The organism is Aeromonas allosaccharophila, from assembly GCF_000819685.1.
Taxonomy (GTDB): Bacteria; Pseudomonadota; Gammaproteobacteria; order Enterobacterales; family Aeromonadaceae; genus Aeromonas; species Aeromonas allosaccharophila.
Genome location: NZ_CDBR01000093.1, coordinates 52,734 through 67,468, shown reverse-complemented (window position 1 = coordinate 67,468; position 14,735 = coordinate 52,734). Strand labels below are relative to the sequence as shown.

At 59.0% G+C, this 14,735-nt stretch carries 10 protein-coding genes; 5 read left to right on the top strand and 5 right to left on the bottom strand.

What is annotated here, in order from left to right; genetic code table 11:
• Positions 1 to 190: 190 nt before the first annotated feature.
• The 3 genes from cadC to BN1115_RS16325 form a co-directional block, all read right to left on the bottom strand.
• Positions 191 to 1,744: a lysine decarboxylation/transport transcriptional activator CadC gene (gene cadC / locus BN1115_RS16335; RefSeq protein ID WP_042657977.1), complete on the bottom strand. Its 1,554-nt coding sequence runs from the start codon at positions 1,742 to 1,744 to the stop codon at positions 191 to 193.
• 393 nt (positions 1,745 to 2,137) lie between these two features.
• Entirely contained in the window at positions 2,138 to 3,418 is a 1,281-nt protein-coding gene (gene yjeH, locus BN1115_RS16330; protein WP_042657976.1) for an L-methionine/branched-chain amino acid transporter, read from the bottom strand.
• Between the two features lie 174 nt (positions 3,419 to 3,592).
• A complete protein-coding gene (locus BN1115_RS16325) occupies positions 3,593 to 4,885 on the bottom strand; it encodes an HAAAP family serine/threonine permease (RefSeq protein WP_042058614.1) in 1,293 nt (430 codons plus the stop codon).
• A gap of 499 nt (positions 4,886 to 5,384) precedes the next feature.
• On the opposite strand from BN1115_RS16325, the gene BN1115_RS16320 reads away from it, so the two are divergent.
• The gene (locus BN1115_RS16320) at positions 5,385 to 6,323 is read left to right on the top strand and encodes a LysR family transcriptional regulator (protein ID WP_042657975.1); all 939 of its coding nucleotides are present in this window, start codon (positions 5,385 to 5,387) and stop codon (positions 6,321 to 6,323) included.
• A gap of 73 nt (positions 6,324 to 6,396) precedes the next feature.
• A complete protein-coding gene (locus BN1115_RS16315; protein ID WP_042657974.1) occupies positions 6,397 to 7,809 on the top strand; it encodes an MATE family efflux transporter in 1,413 nt (470 codons plus the stop codon).
• Positions 7,810 to 7,977: 168 nt separating this feature from the next.
• On the opposite strand, the gene tyrS is transcribed toward BN1115_RS16315, so the two are convergent.
• Entirely contained in the window at positions 7,978 to 9,177 is a 1,200-nt protein-coding gene (tyrS, locus tag BN1115_RS16310) for a tyrosine--tRNA ligase (RefSeq protein ID WP_042657973.1), read from the bottom strand.
• A gap of 110 nt (positions 9,178 to 9,287) precedes the next feature.
• Between tyrS and BN1115_RS16305 the strand changes: the two genes are divergently transcribed.
• From BN1115_RS16305 to BN1115_RS16295, 3 genes are all read left to right on the top strand, one after another.
• Positions 9,288 to 10,613 carry a peptidoglycan DD-metalloendopeptidase family protein gene (locus tag BN1115_RS16305; RefSeq protein ID WP_042657972.1) on the top strand — a complete coding sequence of 442 codons (1,326 nt, stop codon included), beginning with the start codon at positions 9,288 to 9,290 and terminating at the stop codon, positions 10,611 to 10,613.
• A gap of 148 nt (positions 10,614 to 10,761) precedes the next feature.
• Positions 10,762 to 11,886 (top strand): anhydro-N-acetylmuramic acid kinase, encoded by a 1,125-nt coding sequence (locus BN1115_RS16300; RefSeq protein WP_042657971.1) that lies wholly within the window; start codon positions 10,762 to 10,764, stop codon positions 11,884 to 11,886.
• 894 nt (positions 11,887 to 12,780) lie between these two features.
• Positions 12,781 to 14,046 (top strand): RidA family protein, encoded by a 1,266-nt coding sequence (locus BN1115_RS16295; protein WP_042657970.1) that lies wholly within the window; start codon positions 12,781 to 12,783, stop codon positions 14,044 to 14,046.
• 79 nt (positions 14,047 to 14,125) lie between these two features.
• Here the strand turns inward: BN1115_RS16295 and BN1115_RS22400 are convergent, their stop codons facing one another.
• Complete coding sequence (locus tag BN1115_RS22400) at positions 14,126 to 14,683, bottom strand: hypothetical protein (protein ID WP_128821516.1); 558 nt, start codon at positions 14,681 to 14,683, stop codon at positions 14,126 to 14,128.
• Between the last annotated feature and the right edge of the window lie 52 nt (positions 14,684 to 14,735).

Here is a 14,735-nt window from a genome sequence, read left to right as displayed (position 1 = left end):
TGAGCAAGGTAAATAGGAATAGTGGGAATGGTCGTGGAATAGCAGAAGAGAAATCGGGCCGCACCAGAGCGACTATCCCCAATGGTAGGCAGCAGGATGAAGACCGGCAGAAACAGCACAGGCCACCCGAAGGCAGCCAGTGGATGGGGTCGGCAACCGCGCCGACCGAAGAAAAACAAGAGCCGCAACGTTAGAAGAGCTTCACCTTGCTCTGACCCAGCGCATTGAACAAGGCCGGGGTGAGGCTCTCCATATTGCTGTAGAAACCGAGCTGCTGGCAGAGCAGATAGGTCTGCTCGGTCGCCTCCATCAGGAAGGCCTGACTGTAGTCATCCCCCGCCGCCTCGGGGCGACCGTCCAGCTCCGCCAGCTTGCCCTGCAGTATGTAATAGAGCACCGAGCGGCCGCGACTCGCCGCCTTCTCCAGCAGATAGTTGGCCTGCTGTTGCTGACCGTTGAGGATCGCCTGCAGGGTCAGTGCCTCCCACACCCGGGCTGGCAGGGCGCCGCTGTTTTGCACCACGCTGGCGAGATGGGTGCCAATCCCCTGCAGCCGCTCGCTCTCGGATTTGCCCGCCAGGGTGGCCAGCGCCTCGCCCGCCAGATAGCGCTCCGCCAGCAGCAGCGGCTGATCCGGATGGGCAATCAGCGCCTGCTCCAGCAGATCGATGCCGCGCTTGAGGGCGACCGGATCCCGGCTGTTGATGTAGTACTGCGCCTCCATCATCGCCATCAGCGAGGCATCATCGGTGGGCCAGCCCATCCCCGGCTCGGCATCGGGCTGGTCGAGGGCGCGCAGCAGATCCTGACTGCTCGCCTGCAACACCCCGTGCACATTGTGGCGGCTGAGCTGGTATTGGTGGCTGAACAGCACCCGGTTGGTGTTGATATTGCGGTACTCCAGATCGAGATAGGTGCCGCGGGGCTGGCGGGTGACCCGCACGCTCAGCTCCTTGCCGGGCAGGATGCCCCCCATCAGATTGGTGGCGCCATACTGCACCCGCAGCGGCGTGGCTACCGCCACCTCCCCCATCAGGGCGCGGGTGATGCCATCAGCCAGACGCACGTTCTCGTTGTTGTCATCCATGCCGGAGTGGAAGCGGAACACCAGCAGATTGGGATCCAGCATGGTGTGTACCTGAGGGCTGGTGTGCTGGTAGCTGAGCATGCTGACAATGGCGATCAGCACGATGGCCACGAAGATATCGAAACTCACCATCTTCCAGCGGCTGCGGGCATCCTTGGCATGGGTGGAGATGGCGCGGGTCAGCGGCCCGGCGGGAAAAGGGGCGACATTGGGCAGTGCATCATCATCGTGATCAGCCGCAGGCGGGCTCAGATCGGAGAGAGTCGGGTTGTCGGAGAGCGCGGTATTGACCGCGGCCACGGGTTGCTCATCCGCCATCACCACGGAAACCACCTGCAGCGGCCGTACCGGTGCCACCAGCTTGTAGCCGCGCTTGGGCACGGTGACGATATAGTCGGTCGCATCGGTGCGACCATCTTTGAGGATCTTGCGCAGTTCGAAGATGGACTGGGTCACCACCTGATCGGTCACCTCGGCGCCGTCCCACACCTCGTTGATCAGGGTATCGCGGCCAAACACAGTGCCAGCATTGTGGGCCAGAAACCGCAACAGATTGACCAGTCTGGGTTCGAGGTAGACCTCGCGGTCGGGGCGACACAACATGTTGTCGTCAACGCTCAGGGTCCAGTCGTGGATCTCAAAAACCGATTCGCTCATGATTCACTCGCTGCAGATGGAGACAATGCACGATGAGAGTGACGCAAGACCCGGACTGACTGAACGGAACAGGGCGCTACCGGCAGAGACGCGGCAGAAAAGGGAACCGGAACAGTGAATATCGCTGTGAGTCAGTCTGGCCAGGCCATCCTGTTTACGTCTGAAGGGCATCCTTGCGGGCATTCCGACCACCGGGATCGGAAAGGAGCACTTTAAGCAAAACGGGAGCTGGATCCCACTTTTTTTGGCTATAAATCGCCGCTGAGTTGATCCGACCCCGCACTTTTCGGCAAATAGCGTGCCAACGGGTGTTCATATGAATATCCCATATGCCTGAATCAAAAAAGCCCTGAACATCAGGGCTTTCTCATCTTTCCGGCAATCGGGGAGATGTTACTTCGCCACCGGGAGCGCATCCTGCTGACGGGTACGGCGCAGATGGCGCCGCCACAACGAGAAGCCGCCATAAGCCAGACTAAGCACGACGGCATAGAGCACCTGGGAGGCGAGCGCCACCAGCACCAGAGCGCAGAGCAGCACACTCACCCCCGCCAGCCCCTTGCCCACCCCACCAAGCAGGCGCCAGCCCGCCGCCATGCAGAGCAGGTAGACCAGCACGAAGTTGCCGTTGGCGTAGCGGATCAGCTCATCGAGTGGCAGTCGCAGCCAGATGATCAGAGTGATGCAGAGCAGACAGATGGCGAGCACTAGAGTGAGCGCGCGCAGCGGCGCCCCGCGGGCGGTGAGCTGGGCCAGCGAGGCAGGCAGCTTGCCTTCCCGCGCCATGCTCCAGATCAGCCGCGCAAAGCCCTGAATGTAGATGTTGATGCTGGCAAAGCAGGATAGGTAACCGAGCACCGCCACCAGCCACTTGGCGGTAGGGCCAAACAGCAGCGCCAGCAGGGAGGGGATGGCGGTGGCATTCTTCGCCTCATCGCCGTAGAGGCCATATTTGAGCACCACCAGCGAGTGTACCCAGTAGATAAGCCCCGCCAGCAGCACCCCGCCGAGCAGGGCGATGGGGTAGTCCCGCTCCGGCCGCTTGAACTCCTCCCCCATATGGGCGAAGGCCTCGAGCCCGACAAAACACCAGAACATCACCGCCAGTGCGGTGGCCATGGCAGGCCACTCATCCGTGCTCGGCAGCGGCCGCGCGGCATCGCGCCAGCTCACCTCCCCCTTGAACCAGATAAGCAGGGTGAGCCCCAGAATCGCCAGCGCAATCAGCAGTTGCAGGTTGCCGGAGGAGCGCGCCCCGCGCAGCCCCAGCAGAAATACCCCGAGCAGGGTGAGCAGCTGGATGCCCCACAGGGTCCACTCCCCCATCTCGAACAGGGCGTGCCAGAAGCCGGCGGCAATCATCAGGGCGGCAGGCAGCCCCACCGGCAGCACAGCCAGAAACAGGAAGGCGGAGAAGCGCTCGGCGCCGTTGCCAAAGGCGAGGCCAATCAGGTGCGGCGCGCCGCCCGCATGGGGATAGCGACGGCCGAGGCGAGCGAAGGTAAAGGCGATGGGCAGTACCAGCGCAATCAGCAGCAACCAGGCCCAGAGCGAGGCCCCACCCGCCAGCGAGGCGGCAGTCGCCGGTACCACGAAGATCCCGGTGCCGAGCAGCGAGGTGGCGAGCAGCCCCATCCCCTGCCAGAGCCCGAGATCCTTGTTCAACGCAGACATATTCCTTTGTCCCGATTCATAAACAGATGTCGGGCCATGTTAGGCCTCCCCCGCCACTTTGTTAAGCAGAGTGCAGAGAATATGCCCGGGTTTATGCAAATCTGCCGCTGTTGAGCAGGCAATAAAAAAGCCGCCTCGAACGAGGCGGCTTTTCACAAGGATTAACCGGAGTTATCAGGCAATCAGCTTGTAGATGATACCGGACATGGCGATCAGGCCAATCAGGGTCACGAAGCCGTTGCTGATGTTGCCAGCGTATTTGCGCATGGCCGGAACCTTGGCGATGGCGTACATCGGCATCAGGAACAGCAGCATTGCGATGATCGGGCCGCCCAGGTCTTCGATCATGCCGAGGATGCTCGGGTTGATGGTGGCGATGGCCCAAGTGGTCAGGATCATGAACACGGCAGTGATTTTGTTCAGTTGCTTGGTGTCAACGTTCTTGCCCTTTTCACGCAGCGCCTTGGCCATCAGGCCGTTCATGCCTTCTTGCGCACCCAGGTAGTGACCCAGGAAGGATTTGCTGATGGCAACCATGGCGATCAACGGAGCCACAGTGGCGATAACCGCGTTGTCGAAGTGGTTGGCCAGGTAGGACAGGATGGAGATGTTCTGTTCTTTGGCAGCAGCCAGGTCAGCCGGAGAGAGGCTCAGTACGCAGCTGAATACGAAGAACATAACGGTCATTACCATCATGACGTGAGCGCCCAGCAGGATGTTGCTGCACTTCTTCTCGGCACCTTCACCGTAACGACCTTTGTTATCCACCGCGAAGGAGGAAATGATCGGGGAGTGGTTGAAGGAGAACACCATAACCGGGATAGCCAGCCACAGGGTCTTGATGAAGTCACCGTTGAAGGCGTCGGACAGCGCCGGAGCTTCAGTGATGATGGCACCATTCCAATGCGGGATCAGGTAGAACGCCAGGCCCATCAGGGTGATCACGAACGGGAATACCAGCACGCTCATCGCTTTGACGATAACCTGGCCGCCCAGACGAACAACTGCCATCAGACCGAGGATCAGCGCCAGTGACAGGACGGCACGGGGAGGTGCAGACATGCCCAGCTGGTGAACAATCACGCTCTCGACGGTGTTGGTGATGGCGACTGAGTACATCAGTACGATCGGGTAGATGGCAAAGAAGTAGAGCAGGGTGATGAATTTGCCTGCGGTCTTGCCGAAGTGCTCTTCTACTACTTCAGTGATGTCGCCATCACGGGTAGAGCCGGACAGCACGAAGCGGGCCAGACCACGGTGAGCAAAGAAAGTCAGCGGCAGGGCCAGGATCAACATGGCAACCAGCGGCCACAGGCCACCTACACCGGCGTTGATTGGCAGGAAGAGCACACCGGCACCGATCGCGGTACCGTACAGACCCAGCATCCAGACCACATCGGCCTTGTTGATGCCACGGGAAGTGTTGCTGGCTAAACGACCATCAGCTGCAATATTCATGTCAGACATATGTTGTTCCTGTCATCTAGGAAAAATGGGATTCTTGTTTGTTCGGGCCCTTGGCCCGGTTCCCTCTCCCTGGAACGCCTGCTGTCCATCCTTGTTATTAACCTCTCGCACCCCGGCAACCTGGCCATCACTCCTTGTGACAACAAGACCGCAACAAACAACAGTGCGAGATTTTGACCCTGAGGGTCGGCGCTCGTCTCACTTAACAACCTATTAACGCGCACCACTCTTGATGGGCTGACTTTAATTAAATGCCCCTATTAATCACAGCGTTTTTTTGAATTAATCAACCAAAGTTTGATTCGGGTCGCCTTTCGGACGACCAAGATCACACTAGAAGCGCCTTATTGTGAGTTTTTTTAACAATTCAACTTAGTTTCACTGGAATCAATGGCCTGCAGGCAGCTACATTTGCGCAACAATCCATCCATTCCGCACGGATTGTGTGCAGCACGCCCATGGCGTACCCTTGGGATTCACGCCTTTTTGTTGATTGATGATGACCATTACCCGTACCGATCTCGCCGAACTGGCGGTGTTTGCCGCCGTTGCCCGCCACCGCAGTTTCAGCAAAGCCGCCCTCGAACTCGGGGTCTCCGCCTCTGCCCTCAGCCATAGCCTGAAAGGACTGGAAGAGCGGCTGGGGGTGCGGCTGCTCAACCGCAGCACCCGCGCCGTGGTGCCGACCGACGCGGGCCAGCGGCTGCTCAAACAGTTGCTCCCCACCCTCAATACCCTGGAAGAGGCGCTCAGCGAGCTGGCCCGCAACAGCGATGAGCCGGTGGGACGACTCAAGCTCTGCGCCCCCCGTGGCGCCATCGACAGCCTGCTGGCACCGGTGCTGATCGACTATCTGCGCCGTTATCCCAGAATGCAGGTGGAGGTAGTGGAGCAGGAGCTGATGCCCCGGCTGATTGAAGATGGGTATGATGCGGCGCTCTTTTACGGGGACCTGCTGCCCAAGGAGATGATCGGCATTCCCCTTGGCTCGCCCCAGCGCTATCTGGTGGTGGGCTCCCCCGCCTATCTGGCCGAACACGGTACGCCGGAACACCCGAGCGAGCTGAGTCGCCACGCCTGTATCGGCTATCGCCTCACCCCGCACCATCACTATCGCTGGGCCTTTGCCGCCGATGGCAACATGCTGGAAATTGAGGTGACCGGGCCGCTCACCACCAGCACCCCGGCACTTTATCTCGGTGCCGCCGAGGCGGGGCTGGGGCTCGCCTACTGTCTGGAAGAGGAGGTGAGTCAAAAGGTCGCGGAGGGGAAACTGCTCACCGTGCTGGAGCCCTGGTGCCCCACCTTTGCCGGTTTCTACCTCTTCTATCCCAGTCGGCACCAGCTCGGCAGCGGCCTGCGCATGCTGATCGACATGCTCAAGGCTCACTACCAACACCCAGGATTGATGAGTAATACTCAGCAATTCATAAAGTGAAACCCTTATTATCACCAAATAAGTATTAATCTAGACTAGCTGTTCGATATTCGAGCTCCCCGAGAGAACAGATATGTCTGCCTATTTAACACTGCGGCAACGGGCCATGACCCGTCGCTTCTGGGCTTATGCCCTCCCCTCCATTCTTGCCATGCTGGTCTCGGGGGCCTACTACCTCGTCGACGGCATCTTCGTCGGCCACTATGTCGGCGCCGCGGGCCTCGCCGGGATCAATCTGGTCTATCCGGTCATCATGGTGCTGATCGGTCTGGCCGCCATGATCAGCATGGGAGCGGCCACCGCCATCTCCTTCCAGCAAGGGGCGAAAAACGACACGCTGGCCCGTCAGGCGCTGGTCAACGCCCTCTGGCTGCTGGCCGGACTCGGGATCATTGCGCCGGGTCTGCTCTATTACACCCACACCGACATCCTGCTGGGGCTGGGGATTGAACAGGGCACCGAGACCTGGAAACAGGCGAGTGACTACCTCACCTGGATCGGCGGCGGTACCCTGCTGCTGGCCAGCAATCTGGCGGTGCCCTATCTGCTGCGCAACGATGGCCGCCCGAAACTGGCCATGGTGCTGGTGAGCAGCGGCGCCGTACTCAACATCATCCTCAACTACATCATGGTGGGTCGGCTGGGGCTGGGATTGATCGGTACCGCGCAAGCCACCCTGATGGCAGAAGGCGCCGTGAGCCTGATCGGCCTTGGCTACTTCTTTACCCCCTGGGCCCGGCTGCGCCTCAGCTGGCGGGATCTGGTGCCCAACCTCCCCGCCATGCCGAACCTGCTCTTTACCGGTTTGCCAAGCCTGATTGCCCAGTTCAACCTCGGGCTGCTGCTGATGCTGCACAACAGCCAGCTGATGGTGTATGGCAATGTGAAAGATCTGGCGGGCTTTACCGTGGCCGGTTACACCGAGGCTGTCTTTATCGTCATTCTGCAGGGGCTGGCGTTCGGCATTCAGCCGCTCATCAGCAAGGCGGCGGGGGCCAAGCGCCATCGCAACCTCAAGTACCTGATGGAGATGGGGCTCAAGTTTACCTTTATCTACGGCATGCTGGTGTGGCTCACCATCCAGCTGTTGCCGGGACAGGTCGCCATGCTCTATACCGGCGACAAGGATCCCGAGCTGCTGGCCGCCGCCATCAGCAGCCTGACCCTCAACCTCGGTGCCATTCCGCTGGAGGGGATCATCATGTTCGGAATCGTGCTGCTGCAATCCATGGCCCGCACCCGTCAGGCGCTGCTCATCTCCATCGCCAAAACCGTGCTGCTGCTGCCGCTCATCTTCCTGCTGCCACAACAGTGGGGTCGTGACGGCGTACTGATGGCCCAGCCCGCCACCGTGCTGCTGCTCACCCTGCCGCTCTGCTGGCTGCTGTGGCGCGAGTGGCTACGCCTGAAAGTGGCCTGCGCACCAAAAACCAGGCTCCGCCCGCAACCGGCCAACGCGCGCGCCGCCGTCCAGCTGGCCCGCTAAGACCGCCAATCCCGCAAAACAATAAAAAACCGGCATCCCCTGATGCCGGTTTTGTTATCTGCGCTTCCCGCCCATAGCGTAAATACAGAGAAGCCTCCGCAAGGGAGGCTTCTCTTATTCAACGCATCAGACTGGATGACCCGTCAGCGCGGACTGAGCGATCAGGGCTTACTTGACCGTCACCCGGGCAAACTTGCGCTTGCCAACCTGATAGACGGCGGTACCGGCACCAATCAGCGCCTTGCCATCTTCCAGCTTCTCGCCATCCACCTTGACCGCGCCCTGCTTGATCATCCGCAGCGCTTCGGAGGTAGTGGCCACCAGATCGGCCTCTTTCAGCAGGTTGGCGATGGCCAGTCCGTCGCCTTCCAGTGCCAGCTCGACTTCCGGCATCTCGTCCGGAATGGCGTTCTTGGAGAAACGCTGGGTGAAATCTTCGTGGGCCGCTTCGGCCGCCGCTTCGTCGTGATAGCGGGTGATGATCTCTTTGGCCAGCCAGATCTTCACGTCGCGCGGGTTGAGGGTGCCGGCAGCGATGCCCGCCTTGAACCCTTCGATTTCAGCCAGCGGACGGAAGGAGAGCAGCTCGTAGTAGTTCCACATCAGATCGTCGGTGATGGACATGATCTTGCCGAACATCTCACCCGGGGCATCGTGTACGCCGATGTAGTTGGCAGCGGATTTGGACATCTTCTTGACGCCATCCAGACCCACCAGCAGCGGCATCATCAGCACGCACTGGGCGGCCATGCCGGCATCTTTTTGCAGCTCGCGGCCCATCAGCAGGTTGAACTTCTGATCGGTACCGCCCAGCTCGACGTCCGCCTTCAGCGCGACCGAGTCATAGCCTTGCAGCAGCGGATAGAGGAATTCGTGAATCGCGATGGATTGGCCGCCGGTGTAGCGTTTTTTGAAGTCGTCGCGCTCCATCATGCGGGCCACGGTCTGCTTGGCCGCCAGCTTGATCATGCCGGTCGCGCCCAGCTCGCCCAGCCAGCTGGAGTTGTACTCGATGCGGGTCTTCTTGGGATCGAGGATCTTGAACGCCTGCTCCGCATAGGTGAGGGCGTTGTGCTTGATGGCCTCTTCGGAGAGCGGCGGACGGGTGCTGTTCTTGCCGGAGGGATCACCCACCATGGCAGTGAAATCGCCGATCAGCAGGATGATCTCGTGGCCCAGATCCTGGAAGGTCTTCAGCTTGTTGAGGATCACGGTATGACCCAGGTGAATGTCGGGGGCCGTCGGGTCCATGCCCAACTTGATGCGCAGCGGGCGCCCTTCCTTCAACTTGGCGACAAGTTCTTCTTCAACCAGAATTTCTTCCGCTCCGCGCTTGATCTCGGCTAGCGCCACCTCGAGCTGGGACATTTTTTGACTCTCCAATCACGATTCCACAGGGCCAAACATATTACTGGAATGGCGGGCCAATTGGAAAGGCTGTAAAATCCGTCCATTCTGCCCGACTTCATCAACTTTCCATGGTTATTTGGCACGCCTTCAACTCCCTCCCCCACTGGCACCGCAAGATGGTGCTGATTTTAAGCATCATGATCATGATGCTGGCTGCCTGGCCAAGCGAACAGGCGGTAGCAACACGGGTCGATGAAAACGGCAACGAGATTGCCCTGCGGGAACCGGCTAACGACAACGCACTGAACGACGAACTGACGGCCGAGGCTGCTCAGCCCGTGACCCCGCCCAAGCCGCGCTACATCACCAAGCAGGTGAAGGTGCGCCGTGGCGACAACATGGGGGTGATCTTCCAGCGCATTGGCCTGAGCACCACGGATCTGCACCTGATCGACCAGCTCGACGGCAGCGATCCCCTGCGGATGTTGCAACCGGGTCAGGAGCTCACCTTCAAGCTCACCGAACATGGCGAGCTAAACAGCCTCTATTACCCCCACAGTCTGGAGCAGGCGCTCAAGGTAGTTCGCAAGGATGAGGAATTTGTCGCCCGCAACGTCAAGATCGCCCTCGACACCCGCGAACAGGTGAGCAAGGGCGAGATCCGATCCAGCTTCTGGGGCGCAGCGGTGGACGCGGGAATGACCGAAGATCAGATCATGGATCTCGCCGCCATCTTCGGCTGGGACATCGACTTTGCCCAGGACTTGCAACCGGGGGACAGCTTCCGGGTGGTCTATGAAGACAAGTTCCGCGACGACGAGCGGGTCGCCTCTGGCGATATTCTGGCGGCGGAGTTCGTCAACCAGGGTACCGCCTACCGCGCCGTGCTCAATGAAGATGGCAACTACTACACCCCGGAAGGGAAGGCGATGCGCAAGAGCTTCCTGCGTGCACCGGTCAACTTCAAATACATCAGCTCCAATTTCAACCCGCGCCGCCTCCATCCGGTGACCGGCAAGATCCGCCCCCATAACGGCATCGACTATGTGGCGCCGGTGGGCACCCCCATCATGGCAGCGGGCTCCGGCAGCGTGGTGGCCGCCGGTTACAACCAGTTCAACGGCAACTACGTCTTTATCAAGCATGCCGGCAACTACGTGACCAAGTATCTGCACCTCTCCAAACGCACCGTCAACAAGGGGCAGCGGGTGAAGCAGGGTCAGACCATCGGCACCCTGGGTGGCACCGGCCGCGTCACCGGCCCGCACCTGCACTATGAATTCGTGGTGGGCGGCATTCACAAGAACCCGCGCACCCTCACCCTGCCGCAGGCCGAGACCCTGAGCGGGCGTGAGCTGGCCAACTTCAGGAAGCTGGCGATGCCACAACTGGCCAAACTCGACAAGCCCGAGCTGCAACTGGCCCAGAACAGGCGGGATAGTCGCGGCAACTGAGCCATCAGGGCTGGCAGGGTGAAGGCCCTGCCAGCCCCTTTTATTGAGCCCGCGCCTGGCAACCCGATTGAAGTGAACGCATGGCTGAGCGCCATATCGGATGGGTGCCGGGAACCGGAGTATCCCGGCCAGCAAGTGAGGAGAGCCAATGGCTGAACGCTATATCGGATTGATGTCAGGCACCAGCATGGACGGTATCGACGCCGTACTGGTGATGATCGACGGAGATGAACTGCGGGTCGAAGCGGCGCTTTGTCACCCCTGGCCGCAAGAGACCGCCCGCACACTGCATGCCCTCTGCACCCCGAGCGACAACGAAATCGACCGTATGGGGGTGGCCGACAATCTGATTGCACAGGAGTTTGCCGCAGCGACCCACGCGCTGCTGGCCAAGGCGAGCCTCACGCCCGCCGATATTCGCGCCATCGGCAGCCACGGCCAGACCATCCGCCACCGCCCCCAGCTTGGCTTTACCCTGCAGATCGGCAACGCCGCCCTGCTGGCCGCCCTGACCGGCATCGATGTGATCGCCGATTTTCGCACCATGGATATGGCCCTCGGCGGTCAGGGTGCGCCGCTGGTGCCCGCCTTCCATCAGGCGCTGTTTGCCAAGCCCGGCGCCCTGCGGGTGGTGCTGAACCTCGGCGGCATCGCCAATATCTCGGTGCTGCCGGGCAATCCGGGCGGGGTCTATGGTTTTGATACCGGCCCGGCCAACACCCTGCTTGATGGCTGGTATCGCCGCCATCAGCCCCACGGTGGCAGCTATGACGCCGGAGGCCAATGGGCCGCCAGTGGCAAGCCAATCCCGGCCCTGCAGGAGCAACTACTGGCTCACCCCTACTTCGCCGCCCCCGCCCCCAAGAGCACCGGACGGGAGATGTTCACCCTCGATTGGCTCGATGGCGAGCTGGCAGGCAGTGCCTACGCCCCCGTGGATGTGCAGCGTACCCTGCAGGCGCTCACCTGCCACAGCATCGCCCGCCAACTGCCCGCCCGGCCCGAATCAGTCGGTGCCAGCCAGCCGAAAGCCGAGCTGTTTGTCTGCGGCGGCGGCGCCCATAACGCCCCGCTGCTAAAGGAGCTGGCCAGCCTGCTGCCCGCATGGCGCATCGCCAGCACTGCCGAGCTGGGGCTGGCCCCCGACTGGGTAGAAGGGGCTGCCTTTGCCTGGCTGGCGATGTGCTTTGTCCACCGCAAGCCGGGCAACCTGCCCGCCGTGACTGGCGCCAGCCGTCCGGCCGTGCTGGGAGCGCTCTATCCCGCGGGATAAACCCTGCCAAGCGCGCTCGTTCGCCCCCTCATAGACCCACAACAGCCCCACAGCAGCCCCGACCTGACCAAGTTCGGGGCTGTTGCGTTGGATGGCGCGCTATTGCTTTATCGGGACGGCGCTTTATCGGGTCGGCTTTGCGCTCGGGTTTGTGAAAGCTCGGCCTGAATGGCTCGCTCACCCGGCCCTCCAACTCGCCATGACAACCCGCCATTTTCCTGCGCTTTCCATCACGCACCATGAGACCCATATTTTTTGCTGCAATCTTATGGAATATCTCACTATATATCGCGAGCTAAAATCGCCACACATCTGCGGCCATACTGTGACCGCCAGATAATTATCAATTTGCCGCTCATGCAAATATTTGCATTATATTCCAGCCACATCTTTAGCCGTCGCGACATGAATGGCAACTAGCATATTTTCACGATTGAAGATAGAGGATTGAAAAAACATAAAATACATATCTATGCACCGCAATGCCGTTTGCTGGCAGGCTGATGCATGGCGTTAACCCTTTATTCACAGCCCTGTTCTGCCAAGGCTTTTGCCCCAACACCCGCCCTGACTGGGCTACTGCTCGATGCAGGGCCATTGGCGGGCAAACGGCTGACTATTCAGCGTGAATTGAATAGCAATCACATTAAATTTGCGAGCGTTGAGCCATCTCATAGAAATGCAATCCGTGGTTTGCAACCCCTGATAGCCACTCATAGAATCGCCCTGTCTGAAATATCTACCCTGTCTCTTCCTCTCTTATCCCTCTCAGCTATTGAGTGGATCACAAATAATAACCGGGGATGCCGCCGCTGGCGCAGTGGCCATGGCGCACAACAAGATGGGGTCAACCTGTACCTGAATTAACAACAAATATTAAAAAGAGGCATATCTATGAGTGGCACCATCATCAAGTCGGCAAGAAATACCACCCATGCACCCCAGGATCTGGGTCCCAGCACCCAAACGGTGGCGTTCTCCCATTACAACAATATCTCCGCCCAGCTGCCGGTCGATCCGGCCACCGGCAAGATGGTGAGTGGCGATGTCACTGCGCAGGCCAGACAGTGCCTGAGCAACCTCAAGGCGATCATCGAGAGCATCGGCCATGTGATGGACGATATGGTCAAAGCGACCATCTTCCTGAAAGAGATGGCGGATCTGGAGGCGGTCAACGCCGTCTATCGCGAATTCTTCCCGGGCTATCTGCCGACCCGCACCACTCTCGCCGTCGCAGCCCTGCCGCTGGGCGCGCTGGTGCAGATCGATGCCATCATCTCCAACGGCGAAGGCACCTTCCCGCAAGCCCCCTGCCCGCTGATTAAACTGGCCCGCAACAGTGACAAGGCGCCGCACAATCCGCTCTCCACTCACACCGTGGCCTTCTCCCACTACAACAATATCGGCGCCCAGCTGCCGGTCGAGGCCACCTCGGGCCAACTGGTCGCCGGTGGCATCAAGGAGCAGGCGGGTCAGTGCCTGCGCAACATCAAGCACGTGCTGGAGAGCATCGACGTGCCGTTTGACGATATCGTCAAGGTCACCGTCTATCTGACCGATCTGGCCGATCTGGAGGCCGTCAACGAGGTCTACACCACCTTCTTCCCCGACTCCGCCATCGCCCGCGCCGTCGCCTATCTGCCCGCCCGCTCGGTAGTCAGTGCCGCCGCCCTGCCCATGGGGGCACGGGTGCAGATGGATGCGGTGATCTCCCACGGTGACGGCACCCCGCCGCAACTGGTGGAAGACAGACACAATCTGGTGATCAGCGCCCGCAATACCGACAAGGCACCGCGTAGCCCGCTCCATTGCCAGACCGTCGCCTTCTCCCACTACAACCATCTGTCTGCGCAGCTGCCGATTGACCCCGCCACCGGCAAGATCCTGACTGGCTGTGTCAAAGAGCAGACCGCCCAGTGCCTGAGCAATATCAAGGCGATTGTGGAGAGCATCGGCCATGTGATGGACGATATCGTCAAGGTGAATATCCAACTCGGCAATATCGCGGATCTGGATGCGGTCAACGCCGTCTACACCAAATACTTCCCGGGCTATCTGCCTGCCCGCACCGTATTCGGGGTCAGTGAACTGCCCGCCGGCGCCCTGGTGCAAATTGATGTGGTGATGTCCAATGCGGAAAGTACCCCGCCGCAGGCGTAATTATTGCGTTAAATAATAAAAAGAGACCGGCTGATGGCCGGTCTCTTTTTTATTTCTATATACAGTTTACATAGGCGAACTAAATTTTATATGTCAATGAACGACAGTTATCATAAATCTTATTTTCAGTAGAGTCAGCCTTTATGTCATTAGAAAGAACAATAACACACAAAAACAAAGACACAAAAACAAGTAAAAAACCATTTCTCAAAGACATGAATGACAATTCATTTCTAAAATGCCTTATTATGTTTATTTTTTCTTGTCCAATCAAGCTTGTGACTAATGTCACTGAACTCTTATTGCACTCAAAATTTGTTCCATAACCAAATTTAGGTAAAGTCTTTAAGGCCCCCAATGCTAACAAGCCACCAGATAGCATGTAAAGCGATGATATTCCAAATAACAACACTATATAGTTATTCAGGGCACTTGATGGCAATACTTTCACTATACTACTCGCGGATGCACTAATAATTGTCAATGATATACTTAGACCAAGAGTGAACTTTGATGTTTTATCATCAATTTTTTGAGCTCTTTCATGCTCATCCCCCAACCTCTTCTCTAATTGCTCGTCAGATAACTTTGAATAAAAATCAATATCCTCCATTGAGGACTGATATATTTTTTCCATCCATTGGTTACTAACATAATAAAAATATGCAAACGGTAGGAACTCTTCTATA

Coding starts and splice junctions, on each gene's coding strand:
- cadC (WP_042657977.1), bottom strand. CDS start 1,744: ATGAGCGAATCGGTTTTTGAGATCCACGACTGGACCCTGAGCGTTGAC.
- BN1115_RS16305 (WP_042657972.1), top strand. CDS start 9,288: ATGGTTATTTGGCACGCCTTCAACTCCCTCCCCCACTGGCACCGCAAG.
- BN1115_RS16315 (WP_042657974.1), top strand. CDS start 6,397: ATGTCTGCCTATTTAACACTGCGGCAACGGGCCATGACCCGTCGCTTC.
- BN1115_RS16295 (WP_042657970.1), top strand. CDS start 12,781: ATGAGTGGCACCATCATCAAGTCGGCAAGAAATACCACCCATGCACCC.
- BN1115_RS16300 (WP_042657971.1), top strand. CDS start 10,762: ATGGCTGAACGCTATATCGGATTGATGTCAGGCACCAGCATGGACGGT.
- BN1115_RS22400 (WP_128821516.1), bottom strand. CDS start 14,683: ATGGAAAAAATATATCAGTCCTCAATGGAGGATATTGATTTTTATTCA.
- BN1115_RS16320 (WP_042657975.1), top strand. CDS start 5,385: ATGACCATTACCCGTACCGATCTCGCCGAACTGGCGGTGTTTGCCGCC.
- yjeH (WP_042657976.1), bottom strand. CDS start 3,418: ATGTCTGCGTTGAACAAGGATCTCGGGCTCTGGCAGGGGATGGGGCTG.
- BN1115_RS16325 (WP_042058614.1), bottom strand. CDS start 4,885: ATGTCTGACATGAATATTGCAGCTGATGGTCGTTTAGCCAGCAACACT.
- tyrS (WP_042657973.1), bottom strand. CDS start 9,177: ATGTCCCAGCTCGAGGTGGCGCTAGCCGAGATCAAGCGCGGAGCGGAA.